This is a genomic window from Microbacterium sp. IEGM 1404 (assembly GCF_030056775.1).
Classification (GTDB): Bacteria; Actinomycetota; Actinomycetes; order Actinomycetales; family Microbacteriaceae; genus Microbacterium.
In genome coordinates, this window is the sequence record NZ_JASHKP010000002.1 from 417,398 (window position 1) to 441,171 (window position 23,774).

Genomic DNA, 23,774 nt, shown 5'->3' on the forward strand with positions numbered 1-23,774 from the left:
TAATGGATGCCGGGTACCCGCGGTCGCGCCGGACTCGGGAGAGCCGCGGTCACGGGGGAACCGGACCGCCCGAACGTCGCCGCGTCCCGCCGTGCCCCTCAGCGCCGCCGGCGCCGACCGAACACCGCGAACAGTCCACGCGCGACCATCGCCACGACCGCACCGACTCCCAGCGCCGTCGCGACGATCACGCCCTCCCGGCCCCCGAACTCCCGCGTCGCATCCGGCGCCCGATGATCCGCACCGAGACGGGTCAGGGCGTCGCGCCGCTCCAACCACGGGTCCACCGGCCCGCCGCCGCACGTCTGCACGATGGAGGCCAGGGTACGCACCGAGGGCAGACCGCGACCGAGGAACGCGTCCGAGAGCACGGTGCGCGACACACCGCTCTCGGACTGCAATCGCGAGAGTGTCGGGTTGCCGGCGGACACGCGCAGCAACCGCAGATCGGACGCCAACCGCGCCACGGAGTCCTGGCCTCGAAGTCCTGTCATGCCCTCGCCCCGTCGATCGTTCGGAATCGTGTCGTCGCCGCCTCAGAGGCTCGCGGCGAACTCTCGGATCCATGGCCGAAGTGCAGGTCCCAGATCATCGCGTGCGGAGGCGAGCTGGAGGATCGCCTTGACGTAGTCCACCTTGTCGCCCGTGTCGTAGCGCGCGCCGGAGAAGACCACGCCGTAGACGCCGCCCGCGACCTCCTCGTCACCCTCGGCCGCGATGACCTGGAGGGCGTCGGTCAGTTGGATCTCCCCGCCCTTGCCCGGCGGCGTGTCCTCGAGGACGTCGAAGACGGCGGGCTGCAGCACGTACCGGCCGATCACGGCATAGAGGGAGGGCGCGGTCTCCGCGTCGGGTTTCTCGACGAGACCGGTGACACGGACGACGTCGGCGTCCGCGGTGGGTTCGACGGCCGCGCAGCCGTAGAGGTGGATCTGCTCCGCGGGCACCTCCATCAACGCGATCACCGAGGTGGAACGCTGTTCGGCGACCGCGATCATGCGGGACAGCAACCCTTCGTCCTCGCCGATCAGATCGTCGCCGAGCAGCACCGCGAACGGCTCGTGTCCCACGTGCCGCCGAGCTCGCAGGACGGCGTGGCCGAGGCCGCGCGGCTCGCCCTGCCGGACGAAGTGCACGTCGGCGAGCGTGGAGGAGCGTTGCACGTGCTCGAGCTTGACGGCGTCATTCTTGGTGGAGAGGGTGTGCTCCAGCTCCGGAACCGCGTCGAAGTGGTTGCTGATGGCGTTCTTGTTGCGTCCGATGATGACCAGGACGTCATCGAGCGCGGCCGCGACGGCCTCTTCGACCACGTACTGCAACGCGGGCTTGTCGACGACCGGCAGCATCTCCTTCGGGATGGCTTTGGTCGCCGGCAGGAATCGGGTGCCGAGTCCGGCGGCGGGAATGACGGCCTTCGTGATCATGGTGTGGCCTCTCGTTCGAATGGACGGGATGGGGTCAGTCGTGGGTCAGGATCCACGCGAGCAGATAGCTGCGGGAGTTCGCGGAATCGATGCGCGCGTCGGGAAGGGCACGCGCGTTCTGGAGTGCGGCGGCGGGATCGACGGTGGCCTGGAGCATGATGACGTAGTCGATCAGCGGCAGCTCGAGGGTTCCGGCATCCATCACCCCCGACACCAGTGCGGCGCGGCGCTCAGTGTCCGGGAGGAACGCCGTCGAAGGAGACATCGGGATGAGCTCGATCCCGAGGATCGCCGACGGCGACGCGTCGAAGAACGTCGCGTAATCGCGTTTGCCACCCCAGTTGAGCGCGAAGAACGGGGCCGTCATGCCGGTCGGCATCTCCGCACCGAGCCAGTATCGACGGGCCGTCTCGGTCTCGACGCTCAGCAGCGCGTCGGCTTCGGCGCGGAGCTCGTCCTGATCGGATGCCTCTGCCCACAGCGCGAGTCCCGCCCAGGCGTTCACCGCCTCCGAGGCCGACTCCTGATTGTTGCCGTCGACGAACGGCACCGTGCCGGAGGCCCAGGAGTGACCCTCGTACTCGTCGAACACCCGCCGTGCCGGGAATCCCGGAACGGCCACCGGCGCCGCGAGGTCGAGCGCGATGACGTCGGCCATCGGCCGGTACCTCTCGACGAGGTCGGGATCACCCTGCGCCACGACGCCGAGCGCGTAGAGGAAGTATCCGTAGTGGAAGTGGTGGTCGTTGAACTCGTCGGATCCGTACGCCGGCGCGCGCCCCGTGATCCCGCCGAGCACAGGGTCGTACACGAAGCAGCGGTCGCTGCGCCCCTGGCATCCGCGGGGGTCGAGCCACAGGTCCAGCTCCTGCTCGATCCCGGACTTGAGCGTCGCCGCGACATCGTCCTGGTCGAGGTCGACGGCGAGACGGTAGAGCATCGCCGCCCGGTAGAGCTCCTTGCCCCCCGAGTAGGAGTCCGTCGCCACGAACGGGCGCTCGGCGTCCACGGCGATCTGCGCGCGGACGGTGTCCTTCTCGTCGTCGGTCAACGAGTCGACGTCCAGCCCCGCGACGGGCTCGACGCGCGGGACCTCGAACGTGAAGTCCCGCCCGCCCACGAGAGTCGACGGCCCGTAGATGGTGTCGTAGGCGGCCCCGAGGAGTCCGGTCGAGATCTGCTGATGCGGGCGGGCGGCGAAGACGGTGTCCTGGTCGACGTCGAAATGGAAGGTCGTCGCCACCGACTCGCTCTCGACCCGAGTGGTCGCCTCGGTCCCCGTCAGCGGGACGGCACCGGCCACGAGCCGATCGATCACGTCGGAACCCGCGCCGGAGGGGAGCGCGAGCACCGCGAGGCTTCCGCCCGCCGCGACGGAGAAACCGCTGCCGCCGAGCACGGCGTCGGTGCCGACGACGAGGTACGCGACGCCGTTCACCTCGGTCCGCCAGACTCCGGACGACGTCTCGGTCGGCGTCGCGCCCCCCAACCCGATCTCCTGCGCCGTCGTCGCGCGGTAGAACGCGTAGGGCCACCCCTGGGCGAGGGTCAGCGTGCCGACCTCCGCGTCGGCGGTGCTGTAACGGAAATCGGCCGACAGCGCGTCGATCCGCGACAGCACTGTGGACGACCCCGGGACGTCGAACCGCAGGTCGGCGATGAACGAACCGAACACCGACGAGGGCGTGACCGCGACGCGCGGCAGCCCCACCTCGAAGGAGGACGCGGTCGGACGCACCGCCAGCACCCCCGTGTACACCGGGCGTTCGCCGCCGCCGAAGACCGCCGCACCGACCCAGGAGTTGGTCGGCGGCGCCACCCCCTCGGCGAGACGTGTGTCTCCGGCGTAGGGACCGGGCAGTCGGGGGAGATCGGCGGCCACCTGCGCCGCCTCCGTCGCCCACGCCGGGGCGGGCGTGGCGTCGACGGTCGGGGACTCCGGCACCTCCGGGACGCACCCGCTCGCGGCCACTCCGACGGCGACGAGGATCGCGACCGCCGCGACCGTCCGGAGGCGCCGACTCACCGGAACCCCCCGGGGACGAAGAGCTTGCCGACCTGGCGAACGACCCAGGATCCGAGGTCCTCGTCGCCGCGCAGCTCGAGGGCTGCGGCCACGGGCGCGCCCGCGAACGCCACCGACGCGCCGCCCAGGCTTTCGTCCCGAGCCACGACGACGACCTGCGGCTGCCCGTCGCGTTCCTCGCCGACGTGGAACTCCGTCAGAGCGAGCGTGCGCGAGGTCCCGTCCGGCATCCGGACGTCCACGTCGCCGCCGACCTGCATCCGGGCGTAGTCCCGGGCGTTCATGGGGAAGGACGCTTCCAGGTGGAGGGTGTTCGAGATGCCCACGACGGCGATGATCGAGTTGCCCGGGACGAACGATCCGATGTTGGCCTCGACGTCGCGGACGATGCCGTCGGCGACGGCGGTGAACACCAGCACGTCGTCTCCCTCGACGCGGTAGCCCACGCCCTCGGGGTTCAGTCGCGAGGTCTGCAGCGACTGCTGCAGGGTGGAGCTCTGCAGCCGCAGCAGCTCCTGTCCCTTCACCACGGGTGTGCCCGGCTGGATGGACATGGATGCCACGAACCCGGCGTAGGCGGTCCCGACGCTGTAGGTGTCGGAGACGAGGGTCGCCTCCGATGCGCCGACGCTGACTGCCCGCTGGTTGGCGTACATCAGTCCGCCGAGGGCGACGGCCAGCACGATCACGGACGACAGGATGAAGCCGCAGATGCGGAGGAACTTCACGAGACCACCTCCAGGGGGTCGAAGGTTCGACGCCGCGGCGCGGTCTGCAGCTGGCGACGGTTGCGGGCGCGGCGGCGGTCCTGCTGCTGCTCGCGGAACGCCACGATGATGAGACCGCCCAGGGCGACGGTGTTCACGACGTTCCAGAAGAGGGCGACGGACAGTTGACCCGTCCAGTCGAACTTCCAGACGCCGACGAGGGTGGTCGCGAGCAGGAACAGGAAGAAGAGAGTCTGCACGCGGATGTAGAGGAAGGGCGAGGTCCGCGCGCCCGCCCCGGTGACGTGCCACGTCCCGGCACGGCCCGTGACGGCGTTGAACAGCGCCTTCGTGTAGATCGGGAACGACACGGACGACAGCAGGAGGGTCTCCCAGCGGAAGGCGCCGATCGTGAAGAACGCCATCACCACCTGCATGACGTAGAAGCCGCAGTAGAAGAGGATCCACTGCCCCAGGGGGACTTCCATCGACATGGGCGTGATGTCGAGGAAGATCTGCAGCGGCGGCAGCAGGAGGAGCGCCAACGGGATGACCCCGTTGAAGTAGAAGGTGGCCGTGGCGAAGTACTGCAGCCGCTGGTCCATCGTGAGCGTGCGGCGCGGCGACAGCGGGTTGTGCGTGAGCAGGATCTCGAACGCCCCCGTGGCCCAGCGCACCTGCTGCTTGCTGAAGGACTCGATGCGATCGGGCGTCTCTCCCGTCGCCAGGTGCAACGGGATGTACACCGAGGACCACCCGGCCTCGTGCAGGAGGATCGAGGTCCAGATGTCCTCGGACTTCGACGCCGCGTGCAATCCCCCGATGCTGTCGACGGCCGCACGGCGGAACACGACGTTGGTTCCCACGCAGAACGCCGAGTTGAAGCGGTTCTTCCCCGGTTGGGCGAGCGCGTAAAACACCGTCTGCATGTAGGCCGACGCGCGGGCGATGAACCCGTCGATGTTGCCGTAGACCTGCGGGGTCTGCACGAACGCGACCCGGTCGTCGGCGAAGAACGGCATCGTCTCCTCGAGGAAGTTCGGTTCCGGCACGAAGTCCGCGTCGAAGATCGCGAAGTAGTCACCGTCGAGCTGCCGGAGCGCCGCGTTGATGTTGCCCGCCTTGGCGCCCTCGTTCCCTTCACGGGTGCGGTACCCCGCACCCAGCCGCGCGGCCAGTTCGGCGACCTCCGGGCGACGCATGTCGTCGAGGACCCACGTCCGGTGGGCGCCTCGGAGCGCGACGCACGCGCGGACCGTTCGTTCGAGCACCACGAGCGATTCGCCGTAGGTCGGGATGAGCACGTCGATGCCGACGCGCACATCGTGAACCTGCACGTCGGGGCTCTCCGGGTCGCCCGTGAACAGGCTCGCGCGCGCCGCGTGGTACGCGAACCCTCGGGGATTGTGCGTGGAGGAGAGCGCGGTCCACAGGCTCAGGAGGATCTGCAGGATCAGGAAGCTCTCGCAGACCACGACGATCGTGTAGGGAAGCGGATCGCCGACGTTCGCCGGGTTCAGGAGGAATGCCGCGTACAGCAGGCACCCGATCGTCGCGAGGACGACGAGCAGGATCAGCGACGGCGACTGCACCGTGCCGTCGCGGAAGATGTCGGATCCGGCCGAGATCCGGCTGGATGATGTGCGGTGCGTGCGTCGGCGGACGCTCCGCCGTCGCTCTGAGTGTCGGGCCATCGCCATTCCCCTCGGGTAAAGGGGGTACAGCGAAACAGCGCATTGACGCAGCGCGTGACACGGCCCCCCAGCCTGAACGGCGGGCGACCTCGGGCGGTCGCACGCCGTCGTCGTTCTGGTGACTGTAGATGAGGGCGAGACGGAAGAATTCACCCTCCGTGGACATTCCGGCCGCTATCCGGACGCGCGACCGGCAGGAATCGACACCATCGCTCGGCGAGGTTCTCGCGAATGATGCCCCTGATCTGGGTTTCCTCGGATTGGCCGACGGGGAGCTCGAAGGAGACATTCCGTTCCGGGAATGTCACCCGCGCTTCGTCCGACTTTTCCGGAGACGTCCGATCCGAACGGAAGCGGAGTCGCGCAGGGTCATCTGCCGCCCATTTTGCGACTCGTGAGCTCGCCCGCACACCCCTCGCGAGCCGAGCACGAGGCCGCTCCCGTGCGGTTGTCGCCGTCTGATGAGCCGGTGATGAGGAAGCTATGAAGCACGAAAAGGTAACGGCATCCTCTTCCCTGGCGTTACCTCACCGTTATAGAGTCATCGCACGGTGGTTGTTTTGCTGTGGCAGCTACCGACATGTGATTGCAGGACACTCTGGTGCAGGGAAAGGGCCGGTCGAGACTCCTCGACCGGCCCTTCGTCCGTTCTCGGCCCCGATCCACGACCGATCCAGCCGAACGCGGGAGGATGGGGACGTGAAAGACGAGGATCTGACCGACCCCGACGGGCGCCTCGTGCTCGTCCGCCACGGCGAGACCGAGTGGAGTCGCAACGGTCGCCACACCGGGCTGACCGACATCCCCCTCACCGAGACCGGCGCCTACAAGGCCGAGCTCGCCGGCACCCTGCTCGCCACCCGCCACTGGGACCTCGTGCTGACGAGCCCCCTGCACCGCGCCGTCGAGACCGCCGCCCGGGCGGGCTACCCGCAGGCTGCGCTCGAGCCGCGCCTGGTGGAGTGGGACTACGGCGCGTACGAGGGCCTCACGACGCCCGAGATCGACGCGCGCCTCGGTCGACCGTGGACGATCTGGCAGGCCGGAGCCCCCGCCGGCGCGACCCCCGGCGAGACGGTCGAGCAGGTCACGGCCCGCGCGGAATCCCTCCTGGCCGAACTGCGCCCCCGCGTCCGCGCCGGCGAGCAGGTGCTGCTCTTCTCGCACGCGCACTTCCTCCGCGCCCTGGCCGGTGTCTGGCTGGGCCTCACCGCCGCGGGCGGACGCTACTTCGTGCTCGGCACCTCCGCGGTGAGCGAGCTCGGGTTCGAGCACGGCTCCGAGGTCATCACGCAGTGGAACCACGTCCGCGGGCGCTGACCCGGCCGTGACCTCCGGCGCGGGCGGAGGACCGACGCCCGTCGCGCGAATCGCCCATTAGGCTCTGGCCACGGGGACTCGCCGCCGCACCCTACGATGACGCGGAGAACCGTTCCGGGGGGAGGGGGACGCATGGCCGACGTCCGCGGCGACCGTGAGCTCCTCGCCGCCGTTCGAAGCGGTGAGACCGAAGCCTTCGAAGAGCTGTGGACCCGCCACCGCGAGGCCGCGGCGAGGTACGCGCGGCGGGCGTTTCCCTCGCGGGTGGACGACCTCGTCTCCGAGGCCTTCCTCGCGATCTACCAGCAGGTCACGACGACGGCCACCGGCCCCACGGACGCGTTCCGCCCCTACCTGAAGGCCGTGATCCGCAACACGGCCCTCCGGTGGCGACGCGCGGAGGTCGACCTGAGCGATCGTCCCGTCGAGGACATCGGCACCTCCCTGGATGCGCTGACCCTCGTCGAGCGCGACGACGAGCGCTCCGATCTGTCCGCAGCCCTGGAGGGTCTCCCGCCTCGCTGGCAGCGTCTGCTGTGGTTGACCGAGGTGGAGGGGGCGGACCGCCGGAAGATCGCCGAGGAACTCGGGATCTCGGCCAATGCCGTCTCCGCTCTCCGCCGTCGGGCGACGTCGGGGCTCGCGCGCACCTGGCTCGCCCAGCAGATCCCCCCGCTCCTCCGAGACGATCCGACGCACGCCGCCCGCATCCTGCCCGACTACGTCAACCGGGCCACCGACCCACGGACGGATGCCGCCGTCCGTGCCCACATCGCGACCTGCGGGTCGTGCGCCGACCTCCTCCACGCCCTCCGCAGCAGGGCGTCTCGCACCCAGCGCACGCTCATCCTGGTCCTGATCGGCTCGGCGACGGGATCGGGCGCCGCGGCAGCAGCCGCGTCGACGGGAGGCGGGACGGTCACCGCCCTCGGCCTCGGCTCACTCGCCTCGGGAGGCCCCGCGTCCTCCACGGCGGGCGGGTCCGCGGCCGCCGGCGTCGCGTCGTCCACGGCGGGCGGGTCCGCGGCCGCCGGTGCCGGCGCCGGCGTCGGCGTCGGCGTCGGCGCCCTGAGCGTGCTCGCCGTCGGCGGTGTCACCGCATCCCTCCTTCTGCTCTCGCCCCTCCTCGGAACAGCGGCCCCCGATGCGGCCGACGCGGCGGCTCCGCCCGCGCCGCCGCCCGTCGTGAGCGCAGGATCACCGGTGCTCCCGGCGGCGGAGGACACCTCGCCGACAGAGGCCGCACCCTCCACCCCCGCCCCCGAGGCCACGACCGCCCCCCGCGTGGGGAGGGGGGTCGAGGATCCGAACCTCACGGAGGCTGCTCTCGTCCTCGATCCCGCGGCGCTCCCCCTCCCTCTGTCCGACCGGCCCACCCCGCTCGCGCAGAGCGGTACCGCCACGCCGACACCCGCTCCGACCTCGTCCGCGGGTCCGACCCCCGATCCCGCCGCTGCGACGACGGGGTACCTCGCGCCCGCACTGACCGGGCGCGGTCGACCGGGCGACACCGTCACGGTCGACGTGGACAGATCGCGGTACGCCGCCGACACGACGCCGGACGGCAGCTGGACTTTCGACGCCCGCCGCCTCTCCCTCCCCGCCGGCTCCTACCCGTACGCCGTGACGAGCTCCTCGACCGACGGCACGGTCTCGAAACGAGCGGGCAGTTTCACGATCGTGAGTCTCGGGGTCCGCGGCTTCGAGGATCTTGCGGGCATCGAGGACATGACCGTGGACGAAGCATCCACGACCGGTCTCGTGATCGAGGTGGACGGCCCACCGGATGCCACGGTGCTCGCGGTCAGCATGACCGGCCACGCGGTGCAGTTCGCGCTCGACGGCGACGGGCACGCCCGCAAACGCCTCGTGATGGCGGCGCGAGGCTGGTACTACCTCACGTTCCGCGTGGTGGACGGCGACGGTCGCTGGGGCCCCGGCACGGAGCGCGCCGTCGACGTCTACGACCCCGACATCATCTTCGATCCGTGGGGCCCCTCCCCCGAGGAGATGACGTTCGACCTCACCGAACCCTGAGCGGCTCACGCGGTGCCCGCTCATCACGAAAAGATCACGGAGACCTCTTCCCTTCCGTTACCTCACCGTTATAGAGTCATCGCACGGTGATCGTTTGCTGTGGCGGTCACCGACATGTGATTGCAGGACACTCTTGGTGCAGAGGGCCGGTCGGATGCCGCTTCGACCGGCCCTTCCTGTATTCACCGACATGGACGTGGCACCGCCCCCGTCGGGTCGGGACGCCCTACCCTGAGTCCATGACCGATCGTCGCCTCGCCGTCCAGGCATGGGAGAGCCTGTTCCGTGCGCAGCACGAGGTGTTCGAGGATCTGCGCACCGACTTCGAGTGCTCCGAGCTGTCGCAGGCCGAGTACGACGTGCTCCTCACGGTGACCCGTCGCCGGGGGATGACCGCGCGGCTGCGCGATGTCACGGCGAACATGCTCATCAGCCAGCCCAGCGTCTCGCGCCTGGTGGAGCGCATGGTCGCCCGAGGGCTGCTCACCAAGTGCGCCGACCCCGAGGACGGCCGCGGCTCGCTCGTCACGGCGACCGAAGCCGGCGCCGTCGCCTTCCGCCGTCTCGCCGCCGCGCACGCGACCTCGATCGCGGACCGCATGGCCCGACTCGACGACGCCGAGCTCGCTCAGCTCCATTCGCTGACCGCGAAGCTCCGCGACGAGCGCTGACGCCGGGGCCGCACCGCGCCGCGCTCCGCCGTGGAGTGTCCAAGACACGCCGTTCGGCGCCGATGGCATCGGCGTGTCTTGGACACGGAAGCCCGGGGACGACGCCGACCACCCGCGCGTCAGCACTCGATGACGTTGACCGCGAGGCCGCCCTCGCTGGTCTCCTTGTACTTCGTCGACATGTCGATGCCGGTCTGCCGCATCGTCTCCACGACGGTGTCGAGCGACACGTAGTGCGTGCCGTCGCCGCGCAGCGCGAGGCGCGCGGCGGTGACGGCCGTCGAGGCCGCGATCGCGTTGCGTTCGATGCACGGGATCTGCACGAGACCGCCGACCGGGTCGCACGTGAGACCGAGGTGGTGTTCCATCGCGATCTCGGCCGCGTTCTCGATCTGCCGGTTCGTGCCGCCCATCACCGCCGTGAGCCCTCCCGCGGCCATGGCGCACGCGGAGCCGACTTCGGCTTGGCATCCACCCTCGGCACCCGAGATCGACGCGTTGTTCTTGAACAGCGACCCCAGCGCCGCCGCCGTCAGGAGGAAGCGACGGATGCCACGGCGGCGATTGGCCTCGGCCACCTGCGCGTCGTCCCACCCGGCGGCTTCGTCCCGCGTGGCGGCATGACCGTGGAAGCCGAGCAGCGCGCTCCCGACCAACTCGCCGTGCGGGGTGACGGCATTGCCCACACCGAGTCCGGAATCCGCCAGGAATCGCCACCAGTACATCGCCACCGCGGGGAGGATCCCCGCGGCACCGTTCGTGGGAGCGGTCACCACGCGCCCTCCGGCGGCGTTCTCCTCGTTCACCGCGAGGGCGAACGCGCCGAGCCACTCCCCCGGGAGTTCGCGGTGCCCCTCCGCCTCGATCGCCTCGAGCTGTCCGCGGATGACCGACGCCCGGCGCTTGACCTTAAGGATGCCGGGGAGCACCCCGTCGTGCTGCAGACCGGCGTCGACGCAGGAGGCCATGGCATCCCAGATCCGGTCCAGTCCCTCGGCGATCTCCTCGTCGGAGCGCAGTGCTTCCTCGTTGCGGCGCGCGGCTTCGGCGATCGTGATGCCGTGCTCGTCGCACAGCGCGATCAGCGACGCGGCGTCGGTGTACGGGAACGGCACGGGAGCGGCGGCGACCCGCGGCGGCTCGCCCTCCCGGCGGATGAACCCGCCGCCGACCGAGTAGTAGGTCTCGTCGGCGAGGATCGCGCCGTCGGCGTCACGCGCGAACAGCGTCATCGCGTTCGGGTGGCCGGGCAGGCGCGTGCGCGGCGCGAGCACGATGTCGGATTTCGAGAACGGGATGCCATGGCTCCCAGCGAGGGCGAGCTCCCGGCCGTCGGGCCAGTCCGACCAGGCCCGGCGCACGGCATCCGGATCCACCGTCTCGGGTTCGAGCCCCTGGAGGCCCGCGACCACGGCATCCGGGGTGCCGTGCCCGATACCGGTCGCGCCGAGCGATCCGTACAGGGCGCAGGAGACGGATGCCACCCGATCGAGCGTCCGGGTGGAACGCAGGCGTGCGGCGAATTCTGCGGCGGCCCTCATGGGGCCGACCGTGTGGGAGCTCGAGGGTCCTACTCCGATGGAGAACAACTCGAACGCCGAGACGTAGGCGCTCATGGGAACAGCGTACGTCGCGCCCCCGTCACCGTCCGGACACCCGCGCGCCACGCCCGGGATGCCGTGCCGTCGGCGCCGATTAGACCTCCACCGGTTCTCCGTCTATGCTGGACCACGGCCTGCGCGCCGTTTCGCGCGGAGGCCCTGCGCCCGTAGCTCAATGGATAGAGCATCTGACTACGGATCAGAAGGTTAGGGGTTCGAGTCCCTTCGGGCGCACACTGTGTTGAGACAGTGAAACAACGGCCCCCGCTTCGGCGGGGGCCGTTGTTGTTTCCACCTGCACACTCGGACCGCACATCGGCACGGATCCCCGACGCGGTCGCGAGCTACGGTCGCGTGATCAGCGCCGGCGGAGCGTGGCCACCCGAAGATTCACACCCACCTGCGCGAGCAGCGAAGGCACGAAGCAGGCGAATACAGTCAGGGCCCTGAGCCAGCCGTTCTCGACGCCGTGGGCGAGTATCAATCCCCCGAACACCGTGAACCCGATCCCCACCACGAAGAATGCCCGCAAGCGTCTCTCGGGACGGTGAAGAAACGGAACGCGATCGGTCGGATTCCGTCGGTGGTAATCGAGCATCCCGGCGATGTACACGCTCTGCCCCATCACCACGCTCGCAACCCAGACCCACGTCATAGCGGCATCGACCCCGCCCCCTCCGCCTCGCGCGACGGTGACGACCATACGGACCGGTGGCGCCGACCGAGTGGGCTTGACGTAGCGCGAGTTGTCGCACCGACGACCTCGAGGCGAGCTGTTCGCGACACGGCTCGGGGAAGCCGGCTTGCTGCGGGCGTCGAAGTCGCCGCGGGAATACCCTCCGGCCGCGCACCATAGCCAGGCAACCGGCGTCCTGGTAGCGGGCGGCCTCAGATCGCGTCGGCGGTGATGAGCCGTTTCCGCAGGGCGCGGACCGCGTCGCGGCCGGCGCGATTGGCGCCCACCGTCGACTGCGACGGTCCGAACCCGATGAGGTGCACGCGCGGCTCGACGGCGACCTGGGTGCCCGTCAGCTGGATCCCCCCGCGCTCGTTCCGCAGCCGGAGCGGATCGAGGTGCCCGAGGTCGGGACGGAACCCCGTCGCCCACAGGATCGCGTCGACCGGGGTGAACGACCCGTCGGCCTCCCGCACCCCGTCGGGTTCGATCGCGGTGAACATCGGGCGACGCACGAGGGCTCCGCGCTCCCGAGCCGCGACCGCATACGGCAGCCAGGACAGTCCGGTGTAGGAGACGACGCTCCCCGAGGGGTTTCCCGCCTCGACGTCGGCGACGACCTTCGCGATGACCTCCCGCCCCGTCTCGGGAGTGAAGTCCCCTTCCCAGAACACGGGTTCCCGCCGCGTGTACCAGAACACGGTCGCCACCCGGGAGATCTCCTCGAGCTGCTGCACCGCGGAGATGCCTCCGCCCACGATCGCCACACGGAGACCCGCGAACTCCTCGAGCGAGACGTAGTCGCGGGTGTGCGACTGCCGACCGCGGAAGGTCTCCTGGCCGGGATAGTGCGGGAGCAGCGGGTTGTTCCACGTTCCGGTCGCGTTGATGACCGCGCGCGTCTCCCACACCCCCGACGTCGACTCCACGATCAGGTCGCCGTCGGGGTCGGCATCCGCGTAACGCACCGCGGTCACGGTCACCGGGCGCACGATCGGCGGCCGCAGGTGCTGCTCGTACGCGGCGAAGTAGGCGGGCACCGCGTCGCGGCTCGGCGCCGACTCATCGATCGCCGGCTTCGGGAAGCCGGGGAGGTCGAAGATCCCGTTCACGGTCGCCATCGTCAGCGACTCCCATCGGTGCCGCCAGGCACCGCCCGCCGCGAGTTCGGCATCCAGCACCACGAACGACGGCCCGTCCCCGTCGCGCGAGGGGTCCAGCGCGCTCACGAATCCGGCCCGGGCGAGGTGGTACGCCGCGGACAAGCCTGCCTGACCCGCGCCGATGACGACGACGCTCGCGCGACGCCGGTCTTCCGCGGAAATGCCCACGCTCGATTATTGGCGCGGATCCGCTCAGGGGCGGCTCAGCCGGTCGCGACTGCGCCGGTACTCGAGCACGACGACCGCGAGAACGACCGCGACGGCGGTGCCGACGACCGTGACCACGGGCAGGAGCGCGCAGGCGAGCACGAGCGCCGCGGCGGCGAGGAACAGCGCCGAGGCGGCCGCGGGGATCCGCCCGCGCAGGAGCACCGCCCACGTGGCCACCAGGAACACCGCGACCGGGATCGTCAGCGCGAGCGAGGCGGTACCGGCATCCAGGTGCTCCGCGGCTCCGGTGATCAGGTCGAGCTCGACCTCGATCCCCGCCGACACCGCACCGGCGGCGGCGAAGACGAAGTAGTGCGCGTACCCGAACGTGAACGCCCGACGCCCGGCACCGAGCCCGTCGCCCTGCTCGCGCGAGAAGTAGGTCCACCACATCCCCGCTGCCAGCACGACACCCGCGATCGCGAGGACGGCGAGATCGCCGGAGTGCCCTTCGGCGTTGCGCGCGTCGATGATGGCGTTCGCCGACGCCAGCAGGCTCTCCCCCAGCACGATCAGCGTGAAGAGGCTGTAGCGCTCCGCGACATGGTGCGGATGCCACGGCGTCCCCTGCACGCGCTCCGCCCACACCGGCACGAGGAACTCCAGGATCATGACCGGCCAGAACGTCCAGAACTGCACCTCGGGAGGGAACGCGATGCGCGCCACCCACAGCAGCTGCACGATCGAGATGCCCACCGCGAAGCGGATCGCGACCCTCCGCCGAGACGGATCCGACAGGGCCACCCGCACCCACTGCCCCACCATGGCCAGACGCATGACCACGTAGCCCCAGGTGACGGTATCCCAGCGACCCTCGACCATCGCGTCGTGGACACCCGCGGCGAGTATCAGGACGCCGCCCATCTGCACGATCGTCATCGCCCGGTACAGCCAGTCGTCGGTGTCGAACGCCGAGGCGAACCAGGTGTAGTTCACCCACGCCCACCACAGCGCGAAGAACACCATCGCGTAGGTCAGCGTCGCCGACGCCGCGTGCCCCTCCACGACACCGTGGTGGAGGTTCTGCGACGCCTGCGACACGGCGACGACGAAGACGAGGTCGAAGAACAGCTCGAGAGGGCTCGCCACCCGGTGATGCTGATGCGGGTCGCGCCCCGTCATCCGCACCAGGCCGGCGCGGGCCAGGATCGAGCCGCTCATGCGTGCGGCGGGATGCGGAACGAACCGATGCGGTCGCGCACGGCGGTCACGATGCCGGTGGACTCCCCCGTGAACACGCGACTGCGCCAGGAGCCGGCGTTGATGGCGTCGACGGCTCGCTGGACGACGAGGGGAACGGAGACGGGTGTCATCGGGGTCCTCCGGAACGGGGAGTGATCACCACCCGAGGACGCGGCTCCGGCGGCGGCGCGTTCGACACGCAGCGACAGAAAGCTACACGCGACCATCCGGCCGAGTCGGCCCACCGGGGCCCCTTTGTCGGTCGAAGCGGGTGAATTCGTGGGTGATACGCGATGTCGGACACGGAATCGCCGTCGCCGCGTCACCTTCGGTGCCGACCGCACTCCCCTGTGGTGACGGGGCTCCCGCATGCCGGCCCCGTCGACCCGAGGGGAGAGCCGATGTCACTGTCCGAGCCGATGGACCCTCACGTGTCCCCCTCCGGTGCGACGCGCACCGACCTCCGCGACGTCGTCGTCGCATCCCGTCATGTCTTCGCACTCCGCCACGAGCCGGACCGGATCCCGGCAGCCGTCATCGCGACCCTCGCGCGAACCCCGACCTCGGTGATCGCGCGGCTCTCCGGCGCCGAACGGTGGTACGCGGCCGCAGCCATCGCCGGCGCCCGCGCCTCGGCGGGGTCCTACGACGCCGCCGCGTCGGCCCTCGCCGCGGTCGCGTGGGAGACGCTGTCCACCCACGCGGGGATCGAACCCCGGGCTCGCGCCTGGGGCTGGCTCATCGTCGCTGAGATCTCCCTCGCCGGCGGTTCGCTGCGCCGCGCTCTGAACGCCGCGGAGAATGCCCGCGTGGCGCTCGGCGAGCACCCCGACGAGATCATGCAGCAGGAGGCGGGCGCCCTCGCCGCACTGGCGCGCGCCCTCAACGGGGAGTCCGGCCACGCCCGACGCTTCATCGACGGCGCGTCGCCGAGCCCGGCGGCCCGCGTCGAACGACTCGTCGTCTACACGCGCGCCGTGCTCGCCGCCGCCGAGGCGGACGCGCGGGTTCTGAGCGACTGCGCCGAGACGCTGCGTCGACGATCCCCCGTCCACGACACCGCCGAAGCCGCCGCGACCCTGATGGCGGCGCTCGCTCACCTCCTCGACGGCCGCGTCGACGAGGCGTCGGCGAAAGCGACGAGCATCCTGCATGCGACGGCGTACGACCGTTTCCCTCAGGTCCTGCGGGCGCTGGCGGCCACGCTCACCGCTCGCACGCTCATCGCGCGCGGCGACCACCTGCGCGCGCTGACGGTGCTTCACGAGCGATCCTCCCCCGCGGGCCACGTGGTGTGTCTCGAGTCGGTCCGGGCCTCCGCGTACCTCGGGATCGGATGGTGGCGCGAATGCCTCCGCGCCACCGACGGATGTCTGCGGATGGGCCATCAGCACGCGCTGAGGACCCTCACCTCGGTGTCGCTGAACCGCGCCGTCGCCCTGCACCGGCTCGGCCACGCGCAGGCGGCCGACGCGATGTTCGCGGACGGTGTCCACACGGCGCTGAGCACGGGAGCGATCGTGGACCTGCTCCTCCTTCCCCCGGGCGAGACCGACACCCTGTTCTCCCGAGCGGGGGAAGCGGCGGCGGGTCTGTCGCAGCGCGTCCGGGACGCCCGGACGTTCACCCCGGCCCCACGACGCGCTGCACGGGCCATCCCCGCCTTCAGCCCGAGAGAAGAGGTCCTGGCTCGCGCCCTGCTCGCGGGCACCACGATGCGCGAGATCGCGATCGAGCTGCACGTGTCCGTGAACACCATCAAGACCCAGACCCGGGCCGTGTACCGCAAGGCCGGGGTGCGCTCCCGCACCGAGCTGATCCTTCTCCTGGACGACATCGGATTCGGCGGCGCGGCGCGGCCGTCGTGATCCGTGCCGTCAGGCGGGACCACCGGCCTGCAGCTGCGCGATCTGCGCGCGCGCCGCGTCGACGAGCTCCGAATTCGTGTGGGCACGACCCCCCAACCCCCACCCGCCGTCGACGGCCTCGGTCAACAGGACCCATGTCCGGGCCGTCAGCGACGGGTCTCCCGCGGCATCCGCCACGATCCGCGTGAATTGCTCGACCACCGCGACCTGCTTTTCGCGGTCCAGCGCGCCCGCGTTCGTCAGCACCTGGACGCGCACGTAGGCGGACTCCCCCTCGACGTTGGAGAGACGGTCGTCGGTCAGTTCGTGGACGAACGCGGCGGTGTTCTCGCGGAACATCGGGATGTCGGGGACCTGTTCGATCCGCATCAGCGTCGTCGCGAGGGTCCGCGCCAGCGCGTGCGTATCGGGGAAGGTTCCGGCGGTCGCGTACACGTCGATCATGGGCATGGGTCATCTCCTGACTCGGGGAACGGATGCGGTGCTAGTGTTATGTATGACGCCCGTCATAGTCAAGACCCGGACATATACTCTCCAAGTGGTCGACAGGGGGAAAGAGAGTCCGCGAGAGGCGATGATCGGGGGCGCCGCGCGCCTGCTCGCCGAGCGCGGGCTGCAGGAGACCTCCTTCTCCGAGGTCCTGAAACTCACCGGCGCCCCGCGCGGCTCCATCTATCACCACTTCCCGGAGGGCAAGGATCAACTGGTCCGTCACGCGGTCGAAGCCGCCGGAGACCGGTTGCGCGCGCGCCTCGAGCAGCTCCGCGGGCGCCCCGCCGAAGAGGTCGCCGCCGGCTTCCTGGCCATGTGGCGGCACCTGCTCGTCGAGGCGGACTTCCGCATCGGGTGCTCCGCGACCGCGGTGACGGTGGCCACCGTCTCGACCGATCTCCTCGACTCCGCCTCGAACGTCTTCCGCGAGTGGACGGACACCCTGGCGTCACTCCTCACCGACGGCGGGATCCCCGCGGATGCCGCGCAGGGCGCGGCGACCCTGCTCATCGCGGGCAGCGAGGGGGCGGTGGTCCTCAGCCGGGCCCAGCGCGCCATCGACCCCTTCGATGCCGCCGCCCGCGGCCTGGAGAGCCACATCCGGGCCCTCGCTGCGAGCTGACCGCGGGCGGGACGCCGCGGGCTCAGGCCGAGGTCGACTTCTTCTTCTTCGGTGCCGGAGCCTCCGCCTCGTCACCGGCCGCCGCGGACTGCTCTTTCGCCCGCTTCTTCGCCTGCGAGGCGAGACGCGCGAGGTCGACCATGCGCAGCGCGTCCATGCGCGCGCGACGCATCGTGGCGTAGTCGGGATCGGCATCCGCCGTCATCCCCTCGACGTCGAGCCGCTTCGAGAGGTTCGCCTCGACGTCGCCCCACGCGGCCGCGCGGGCCGCGGCGACGAGGGCGTCGACGCGCTCGGGGTCGTCGGCGAACGCGCGCAGCTCCTTCGCGACACCGTGCGACTGACGGGCGCGGCGCCGGAGGTTGCGGGTGTCGCGGTCGCGGTAGTCGTGCGTGCCCGATGAGTCGGAGAAACGCCCCCAGGCGCGCTTGCGCTGCTGGGTCACGCGATCGGCGGCCTGGTCCTGCTCGGCGGCGAGGGCGCGGAGGGTCTCGCGGGCGAATTCGGCGAAGACCTCGCCGTCGAAGTGTCCCCCGCGGGCGATCGTCTCGACCAGGATGCGGTTGCGTACGGTGAGCCGCGCCGCGGCCGTCGCGATCGACAGCCCTTCGGCGATGGCATCCTTCGTCCGGCCCACGCGACCTCCCGCTCCAGGCTACCGTCCGAGGCGCGCGGCCGAGTCCGCGGTCAGGTCAGAGCGGCGACGATCTTACCGATGCGGCGGGCGCGCGTCTCGGGCGCCTTCGCCTCGGCCACGCTTCCCGCGTGCGCCTTGCGCGTGCTCGGGGCCAGCGCATCGAACGCCGCACGCACCCCGGCTTCGGCGAGCGCCGCGGCCAGATCGTCGGGGAGCTCCACCGTCCGCTCGGCGGTGTCCAACGTCAGCTCCACCGTGATCGCGTCGCCACCGGCGAGACCCGTCGCCTTGCGCTTGTCGGCCGAGAAGGGGATCAGCTGGCGTCCGCCCATCACGGCCATCGTGCTGGAGTACACGTACCCGTTGACGTCGACGGTGACCGCGGCGCGTTTGCCGCCGCCCAGCCCCTCGACCACCTCGGGGGGCACCTCGATGCCGGTGTTGTTGCCCATCTGCAGCAGCGTCGTCTCGAACCTCATCCGGCGAGTGTGGCAGAGACTCGCTTAGGCCAACAGCGCCGGTTTGGCAATCCCCGGGTCACGAACCGTTCGCCTGCGTAGGGTCTGATTCGTTGCGGAGGGCCTCGGAGAGTACTCGGGGGCCTTCTGTCGTATCCGGGGTCACTCGGCTCGGATGCCGACCGCGGTGTCGTGACACCCCTCCGCCGAGACCCGGATGCGGATCTCCCCGGGGCCGGTGGGCCGGACGATCGCGAGTGCACGGCCGTGGAAGAGCGTCACGGATGCCGCGGAGAACGGCTCCTCCGTCGCCGCGCGGCCGGTACCGAGGCCGGCGAGCACCGCGGGACCGTCGACCTCGACGGTGACGCGCACGTCGCGATCGCACGGCACGATGCCCTCGGCGTCCTCCAGGGCGATCCGCACGAACCCCAATGCGTCGGGATCGGCGGCGATCCTGTCGGCCTCCGCCCGGGCGGTGAGCGCAACCGCGGGCGCCGCCGTGCGCAGCGACGTCCGACCGACGTCGACGCCGCCGCGTCGAGCGATCGCGACGAGCTCGCCCGGAACGTACTCGGTCTCGAAGCGGGCGGTGTACTCGCGCACCGCTCCGACGGGAGCGACGCCGACCGACGCACCGTCGCGGAAGAGCTCGACCTCGTCGGCGTCGGCGTACACGTCGACGCTCACGGGGGCGCCCGCGGCGACGCCCCAGGTCCACGACGCGACCGTGTCGTCCCACGACCACGGCGTCACCGCGGTCGGCCGACCGTGGTGGCGGGGCGGATGGACCGCGATGAACGGTTCCCGGCGCAGACCGTAGACGATCTCGCGGAAGAACGAGACGGTCCGGCGGTGACCGGTGATGTCGAGGTCGCCGGACTCGGCCGCGAGGTACGGGTACGGTCCCGCGGTGCCGGTGTCGGTGTCGGTGTAGCCGGGTTCATCCGCGTAGTCCACGCGTCCGATCCCCGCCTCGCCGAGGTAGTCCCAGCCGGTCCAGGTGAAGTCGCCGATCACGTGGGGCTGGCTCGACACGAGCGGCCACAACGCGCCGATGCGCTCGGGGAACGTCTCCGAGCCGACGATCACGCGGTTCGGGAACAGTTCGGCATCCAGTGCGTACCGCGAGTCGGCGTAGTTGAAGCCCACGACGTCGAGAACGGCCGCGGACTCCTCGATCGACGCGGTCACGAGATCCGACGCGTTCAGCAGCGCCATCTGCTCGCCCATGGTCGCCATCAGGGTGTTGGGGTCCGAAGCCTGCGCCTCGGCCATCGCCTCGCCCATGCGGTCGAGATTCGCGATGATCCCGTTGATGCCGTTGGTCACGAAGCGGGTGCCGTCGAGCTCGCGCACGGCCTCGGCGAGGCGCCGACTCCAGATCGCGCCGTGGGCACCGGCGAGCTCTAGGATCTCGTTGCCGATGGAGTACAGCACGACGCTGGGGTGGTTGGCATCCTTCACCACCATCGCCTCGACGTCGCGACGCCAGTGATCGGCGAACCCGACGGAGTGGTCGAAACCGGTCTTCGCCCGTGTCCACACGTCGCCGAGCTCGTCCATGACGACCATGCCGTGCCGGTCGCAGGCGTCGAGCATCGCGCGGCTCACGGGGTTGTGGGAGCTGCGGATCGCGGTGAACCCGGCCTGCTTCAGCAACCGGATCCGGCGGTCCTCGGCCGCGGGGATCGCCACGGCCCCGAGCGGCCCGTTGTCGTGGTGCACGCACGCGCCCCGGAGCGTCACGCTCTCGTCGTTGATCCGCAGACCGTGCACGGGGTCGAGCCGGAGGGTCCGGATGCCGAACGTCAGCGTCTCCGCGTCGAGCGGCGTCTCGCGACCGTCCTCGACGAGCGTCGTGCGCAGACCGTACAGTTGCGGGTCGTCGATCCCCCAGCGGCGCGGATCGCGCACCGTGAGGCGCTGGCGCGCCGTCGCGCGCTCGCCCGGGAGCACCGAGACGGGCGAGTCGCCGGTGGCGACGACGGCGCCGTCGGTCGCGGTCACCTCCCATCGGACCCGGACGGTCCGCGTGTGGCGGGTCTCGTTCTCGACCACCGACGAGACGGCGACGATCGCGCGCTCGTCGTCGACATCGGACGTGACGATGCGCGTGGCATCCAGGGCCAGGTGGACGGGATCGGCGACGACGAGGTGGACCGGACGGTGGATGCCGGCTCCCGTGTACCACCGCGAGTCCTTGTGGACGCGGGCCTCGACGGTGATCCGGTTCGTGCGGCCGAAGCGGAGGTACGCGTCCAGCCGCACGGTGAAGGCCGCGTAGCCGCTCGCCTCGTGCGCCGCGCGGTCGCCGTCGACGAACACGACGGCGTCGCGGTAGACGCCCTCGAACTCCAGCAGCACCGTCTTCTCGCGCCACTCCTCGGGGACGTCGAGCTCGTGGACGTACTCGAACACACCGCCCGGGTAGTACCCCGACGTCACCCCCTGCGGGCTGCCCGGATCGCGCGGGAGGTCGCGCAGGGCGTCGTGCGGGAGCGTGACCGGGACGAACGCGGTGGCCGCGTCGCGCTGTTCGAACGCGCCGAGCTTCGGCCCCACGGTCCAGCCGTGGAGCAGGGGCTCGCGGATCACGGAGCGTCCTCGGCCACCGTGTCGAGCAGGTCCTCCAGTGCGGTCAGATCGAATCCGCGGATCGAGCCCCGGAAGTACTCGGCGAGCGCCTCGGCCATGTCGGTGGATGCGGGGTCGAGGAGCCACTGCACCTGCAGTCCGTCCATGAGGGCGATCGTGGCGACGGCCGCGCGGCCGGGGTCGAGCCCCGGGGCGAGCCGTCCGGCGGCCTGGATGCGTTCGAACGCCTCGCGCGTGCTCAGGCGCACCTGCTCGTAGCGGCGGCGGAAGTAGTCGTGAGCCGGGTGGTCCGGCGCGGTGGCCTCCGCCGACACCGTGCAGTACAGCTCCACCACTCCGGGGACGGAGGCGTTGTGTCGGGCGAGGTCGACGAGGTTGCGGAGCGTCTCGACGCCGTCGTCCGAAGTGAAGTCCACGATCGACCGGGCGAGTTCGTCGCGATGGTCGAGCACCGCCTGCAGGAGCGCGCTCTTGCGCGGGAAGTGGTGGAGGAGACCGGCTTCGCTCATGCCGACCCGCTGCGCGATCTCGCGCAGCGACCCCGAGCGATACCCGGCCTCGGCGAAGACCTCGAGCGCGGCATCCAGGATCGCCTGCCGGGTCGCCTCGGATTTCGCATACTCGCCCCGCTGTCGGCGGGGAGTCTGCGTCGTCTCCGTCATCGCATCACCGTAACGCCCACCGGACCGATCGTCGGGTGGGAGCCCTCTCACGAACCGTTCTACAACGAATTTCTAGTGGTCGCTAGTTTTTTGCTGCAAAAATCTAGCGGGCACTCGGATTTGGTGTTAGCTTCTCGCCGCAGGGCCACTCACCCGAGCCCCGCCAGAGAGAAGAGGACAAGGATGTTCCGATGGAAGGCCACAGCAGCCCTCGCCGTCGCCGCAGCGCTGACACTGACCGGATGCGCCGGTGACAACACCGGGGGCGGCGACGGAGGAGGCGCGCAGCTGACGCTCGGCGCCATCGCCGCGCCGACCAGCTACGACATCGGCGCCGGCGCCGAGTACGGCAACCGCAGCCCGTTCTTCCAGGCCGTGTTCGACACGATCCTGCAGAAGAACTCCCAGGGCGAGATCGAGCCGTGGCTCGCCACCGCCTGGGAGTACAACGACGACAACACCGTTCTGACCCTCACTCTGCGCGACGACGTGACGTTCTCGGACGGCACCACGCTCGACGCCGACGCCGTGGTCGCGAGCCTCGAGCGGTTCCGCGACGGCACCTCGCCGCAGGCGGCGACCCTGGCCGGCAAGACGTTCGCTGCCCCCGACGCCACGACGGTCACGATCACCCAGACGGCGCCGGACCCCTCGCTGATCAACCTGCTCTCCATCGCCCCCGGTCTCGTCGAGGCTCCGTCCTCCTTCGACAACCCTGACGTGTCGACGAACCCCATCGGCTCGGGCCCCTACATCCTCGACACCGCCTCCTCGGTGACCGGGACGACCTACAACTACACGGCGAACCCGAACTACTGGAACAAGGACGCCGTCAAGTACGACAAGCTCACCATCAACGTCTTCGATGACGTCACGGCGACCATCAACGCCATCAAGGCCGGCGAGCTCAACGGCGCGAAGATCGCGGACAACAACACGATCACCGAGGTCGAGGGAGCGGGTTGGACGATCGAGTCCAACGAGCTCGACTTCCAGGGCCTCCTGCTGCTCGACCGCGCCGGAACCATGGCGCCCGAGCTGGCGGATGTCAAGGTGCGCCAGGCGATCAACATGGCCTTCGACCGCGCGGCCCTGCTGCAGTCGCTGCAGACCGGCTACGGCACCGTCACCGAGCAGGTGTTCCCCGCGACCTCCGTCGCCTACGACGCGTCGCTGGACTCGACCTACGCCTACGACCCCGCCGGCGCGAAGGCGCTTCTCGCCGAGGCCGGTTACCCGAACGGCTTCACGCTGAACATGCCGACCACCCCGGCGTTCCAGCAGACGTTCGACCTGGTCGCCCAGCAGCTGTCCGACATCGGCATCACGGTGAACTACACCGACCCCGGCGCGGCCAACTTCATCGCCGACATGCTCGCCCCGAAGTTCCCGGCGACCTGGATGGCGCTGGAGCAGAACCCGGACTGGCAGCTGATCAACTTCATGATCGCGCCGAACGCCACCTTCAACCCCTTCAAGTCGGAGGACCCGAAAGTCGACGCGCTCATCTCGACGATCCAGACCGGCTCGCAGGCCGAGTCCGACGCCGCGCTGAAGGAGCTCAACAAGTACCTCGTCGACCAGGCCTGGTTCGCCCCGTTCTTCCGCGTCCAGGGCACCTTCGCCACCGACCCGAACACGAACCTTGAGTTCTGGCCGACCAACGCCTACCCGTCGATCTTCGACTTCTCGCCGAAGAACTGACCCGCCGACCGGGCCCACCCGC

The 23,774-nt window shown here is 70.4% G+C and carries 21 protein-coding genes and 1 tRNA gene; 7 read left to right on the forward strand and 15 right to left on the reverse strand.

What is annotated here, in order from left to right; genetic code table 11:
* Window positions 1–98: 98 nt before the first annotated feature.
* From QM517_RS07740 to QM517_RS07760, 5 genes are read right to left on the reverse strand one after another with little or no spacing between them, the layout of a single operon-like run.
* Window positions 99–494 (reverse strand): hypothetical protein, encoded by a 396-nt coding sequence (locus tag QM517_RS07740; protein ID WP_139340745.1) that lies wholly within the window; start codon window positions 492–494, stop codon window positions 99–101.
* A 42-nt stretch (window positions 495–536) separates the two neighbouring features.
* Window positions 537–1,424 carry a UTP--glucose-1-phosphate uridylyltransferase gene (locus tag QM517_RS07745; protein WP_283286349.1) on the reverse strand — a complete coding sequence of 296 codons (888 nt, stop codon included), beginning with the start codon at window positions 1,422–1,424 and terminating at the stop codon, window positions 537–539.
* 34 nt (window positions 1,425–1,458) lie between these two features.
* Window positions 1,459–3,450, reverse strand: a complete 1,992-nt coding sequence (locus QM517_RS18630) for a glycosyl hydrolase (RefSeq protein WP_283286351.1) — start codon at window positions 3,448–3,450, stop codon at window positions 1,459–1,461.
* Window positions 3,447–4,178 carry an HlyD family efflux transporter periplasmic adaptor subunit gene (locus QM517_RS07755; protein WP_283286353.1) on the reverse strand — a complete coding sequence of 244 codons (732 nt, stop codon included), beginning with the start codon at window positions 4,176–4,178 and terminating at the stop codon, window positions 3,447–3,449. Before QM517_RS07755 ends, QM517_RS18630 begins: the two co-directional genes overlap by 4 nt.
* Window positions 4,175–5,851: a glycosyltransferase family 2 protein gene (locus QM517_RS07760; RefSeq protein WP_283286356.1), complete on the reverse strand. Its 1,677-nt coding sequence runs from the start codon at window positions 5,849–5,851 to the stop codon at window positions 4,175–4,177. The genes QM517_RS07755 and QM517_RS07760 overlap by 4 nt, the downstream gene beginning before the upstream one ends.
* A 699-nt stretch (window positions 5,852–6,550) precedes the next feature.
* Here QM517_RS07760 and QM517_RS07765 point away from each other — a divergent pair.
* From QM517_RS07765 to QM517_RS07775, 3 genes are all read left to right on the forward strand, one after another.
* Entirely contained in the window at window positions 6,551–7,171 is a 621-nt protein-coding gene (locus QM517_RS07765) for a histidine phosphatase family protein (RefSeq protein ID WP_283286358.1), read from the forward strand.
* A gap of 132 nt (window positions 7,172–7,303) precedes the next feature.
* Complete coding sequence (locus tag QM517_RS07770) at window positions 7,304–9,208, forward strand: sigma-70 family RNA polymerase sigma factor (RefSeq protein ID WP_283286360.1); 1,905 nt, start codon at window positions 7,304–7,306, stop codon at window positions 9,206–9,208.
* A gap of 239 nt (window positions 9,209–9,447) precedes the next feature.
* Complete coding sequence (locus QM517_RS07775) at window positions 9,448–9,879, forward strand: MarR family winged helix-turn-helix transcriptional regulator (RefSeq protein ID WP_077052464.1); 432 nt, start codon at window positions 9,448–9,450, stop codon at window positions 9,877–9,879.
* 119 nt (window positions 9,880–9,998) lie between these two features.
* On the opposite strand, the gene QM517_RS07780 is transcribed toward QM517_RS07775, so the two are convergent.
* Window positions 9,999–11,495 (reverse strand): L-serine ammonia-lyase, iron-sulfur-dependent, subunit alpha, encoded by a 1,497-nt coding sequence (locus tag QM517_RS07780; RefSeq protein WP_077052465.1) that lies wholly within the window; start codon window positions 11,493–11,495, stop codon window positions 9,999–10,001.
* Between the two features lie 146 nt (window positions 11,496–11,641).
* Here QM517_RS07780 and QM517_RS07785 point away from each other — a divergent pair.
* Window positions 11,642–11,714 (forward strand) — tRNA-Arg (locus tag QM517_RS07785).
* 124 nt (window positions 11,715–11,838) lie between these two features.
* Here QM517_RS07785 and QM517_RS07790 read toward each other — a convergent pair.
* The 4 genes from QM517_RS07790 to QM517_RS07805 form a co-directional block, all read right to left on the reverse strand.
* Entirely contained in the window at window positions 11,839–12,135 is a 297-nt protein-coding gene (locus QM517_RS07790) for a hypothetical protein (RefSeq protein ID WP_077052466.1), read from the reverse strand.
* A gap of 233 nt (window positions 12,136–12,368) precedes the next feature.
* The gene (locus QM517_RS07795) at window positions 12,369–13,481 is read right to left on the reverse strand and encodes a flavin-containing monooxygenase (protein ID WP_308208902.1); all 1,113 of its coding nucleotides are present in this window, start codon (window positions 13,479–13,481) and stop codon (window positions 12,369–12,371) included.
* A gap of 30 nt (window positions 13,482–13,511) precedes the next feature.
* Window positions 13,512–14,690 (reverse strand): low temperature requirement protein A, encoded by a 1,179-nt coding sequence (locus tag QM517_RS07800; protein ID WP_283286364.1) that lies wholly within the window; start codon window positions 14,688–14,690, stop codon window positions 13,512–13,514.
* Window positions 14,687–14,842, reverse strand: a complete 156-nt coding sequence (locus QM517_RS07805; RefSeq protein WP_283286366.1) for a hypothetical protein — start codon at window positions 14,840–14,842, stop codon at window positions 14,687–14,689. Before QM517_RS07805 ends, QM517_RS07800 begins: the two co-directional genes overlap by 4 nt.
* 270 nt (window positions 14,843–15,112) lie before the next feature.
* On the opposite strand from QM517_RS07805, the gene QM517_RS07810 reads away from it, so the two are divergent.
* Entirely contained in the window at window positions 15,113–16,579 is a 1,467-nt protein-coding gene (locus QM517_RS07810) for a helix-turn-helix transcriptional regulator (RefSeq protein WP_283286368.1), read from the forward strand.
* Between the two features lie 9 nt (window positions 16,580–16,588).
* Here the strand turns inward: QM517_RS07810 and QM517_RS07815 are convergent, their stop codons facing one another.
* A complete protein-coding gene (locus tag QM517_RS07815; protein WP_283286370.1) occupies window positions 16,589–17,029 on the reverse strand; it encodes a tautomerase family protein in 441 nt (146 codons plus the stop codon).
* Window positions 17,030–17,117: 88 nt separating this feature from the next.
* Here QM517_RS07815 and QM517_RS07820 point away from each other — a divergent pair, with 88 nt between their 5' ends.
* The gene (locus tag QM517_RS07820; protein WP_202400782.1) at window positions 17,118–17,693 is read left to right on the forward strand and encodes a TetR/AcrR family transcriptional regulator; all 576 of its coding nucleotides are present in this window, start codon (window positions 17,118–17,120) and stop codon (window positions 17,691–17,693) included.
* A 22-nt stretch (window positions 17,694–17,715) separates the two neighbouring features.
* Here the strand turns inward: QM517_RS07820 and QM517_RS07825 are convergent, their stop codons facing one another.
* The 4 genes from QM517_RS07825 to QM517_RS07840 form a co-directional block, all read right to left on the reverse strand.
* A complete protein-coding gene (locus tag QM517_RS07825; RefSeq protein WP_283286373.1) occupies window positions 17,716–18,330 on the reverse strand; it encodes a hypothetical protein in 615 nt (204 codons plus the stop codon).
* 50 nt (window positions 18,331–18,380) lie between these two features.
* On the reverse strand, window positions 18,381–18,809 hold the full coding sequence (locus tag QM517_RS07830) for a YdeI/OmpD-associated family protein (RefSeq protein ID WP_278102625.1): 429 nt from the start codon (window positions 18,807–18,809) through the stop codon (window positions 18,381–18,383).
* A gap of 141 nt (window positions 18,810–18,950) precedes the next feature.
* Window positions 18,951–21,386, reverse strand: a complete 2,436-nt coding sequence (locus QM517_RS07835; RefSeq protein WP_283286376.1) for a glycoside hydrolase family 2 TIM barrel-domain containing protein — start codon at window positions 21,384–21,386, stop codon at window positions 18,951–18,953.
* Window positions 21,383–22,048 carry a TetR/AcrR family transcriptional regulator gene (locus tag QM517_RS07840; RefSeq protein WP_077052472.1) on the reverse strand — a complete coding sequence of 222 codons (666 nt, stop codon included), beginning with the start codon at window positions 22,046–22,048 and terminating at the stop codon, window positions 21,383–21,385. Before QM517_RS07840 ends, QM517_RS07835 begins: the two co-directional genes overlap by 4 nt.
* A 183-nt stretch (window positions 22,049–22,231) precedes the next feature.
* Here QM517_RS07840 and QM517_RS07845 point away from each other — a divergent pair, with 183 nt between their 5' ends.
* Window positions 22,232–23,752: an ABC transporter substrate-binding protein gene (locus tag QM517_RS07845; protein WP_283286378.1), complete on the forward strand. Its 1,521-nt coding sequence runs from the start codon at window positions 22,232–22,234 to the stop codon at window positions 23,750–23,752.
* Window positions 23,753–23,774: the final 22 nt, after the last annotated feature.

Bases quoted from the DNA above. Each gene is read 5' to 3' on its own strand.
- QM517_RS07800 (WP_283286364.1), bottom strand. From the start codon at position 14,690: ATGAGCGGCTCGATCCTGGCCCGCGCCGGCCTGGTGCGGATGACGGGG.
- QM517_RS07745 (WP_283286349.1), bottom strand. From the start codon at position 1,424: ATGATCACGAAGGCCGTCATTCCCGCCGCCGGACTCGGCACCCGATTC.
- QM517_RS07840 (WP_077052472.1), bottom strand. From the start codon at position 22,048: ATGACGGAGACGACGCAGACTCCCCGCCGACAGCGGGGCGAGTATGCG.
- QM517_RS07740 (WP_139340745.1), bottom strand. From the start codon at position 494: ATGACAGGACTTCGAGGCCAGGACTCCGTGGCGCGGTTGGCGTCCGAT.
- QM517_RS07810 (WP_283286368.1), top strand. From the start codon at position 15,113: ATGTCACTGTCCGAGCCGATGGACCCTCACGTGTCCCCCTCCGGTGCG.
- QM517_RS07805 (WP_283286366.1), bottom strand. From the start codon at position 14,842: ATGACACCCGTCTCCGTTCCCCTCGTCGTCCAGCGAGCCGTCGACGCC.
- QM517_RS07845 (WP_283286378.1), top strand. From the start codon at position 22,232: ATGTTCCGATGGAAGGCCACAGCAGCCCTCGCCGTCGCCGCAGCGCTG.
- QM517_RS07770 (WP_283286360.1), top strand. From the start codon at position 7,304: ATGGCCGACGTCCGCGGCGACCGTGAGCTCCTCGCCGCCGTTCGAAGC.
- QM517_RS07780 (WP_077052465.1), bottom strand. From the start codon at position 11,495: ATGAGCGCCTACGTCTCGGCGTTCGAGTTGTTCTCCATCGGAGTAGGA.
- QM517_RS07830 (WP_278102625.1), bottom strand. From the start codon at position 18,809: ATGAGGTTCGAGACGACGCTGCTGCAGATGGGCAACAACACCGGCATC.
- QM517_RS07815 (WP_283286370.1), bottom strand. From the start codon at position 17,029: ATGCCCATGATCGACGTGTACGCGACCGCCGGAACCTTCCCCGATACG.
- QM517_RS07760 (WP_283286356.1), bottom strand. From the start codon at position 5,851: ATGGCCCGACACTCAGAGCGACGGCGGAGCGTCCGCCGACGCACGCAC.
- QM517_RS07790 (WP_077052466.1), bottom strand. From the start codon at position 12,135: ATGACGTGGGTCTGGGTTGCGAGCGTGGTGATGGGGCAGAGCGTGTAC.
- QM517_RS07775 (WP_077052464.1), top strand. From the start codon at position 9,448: ATGACCGATCGTCGCCTCGCCGTCCAGGCATGGGAGAGCCTGTTCCGT.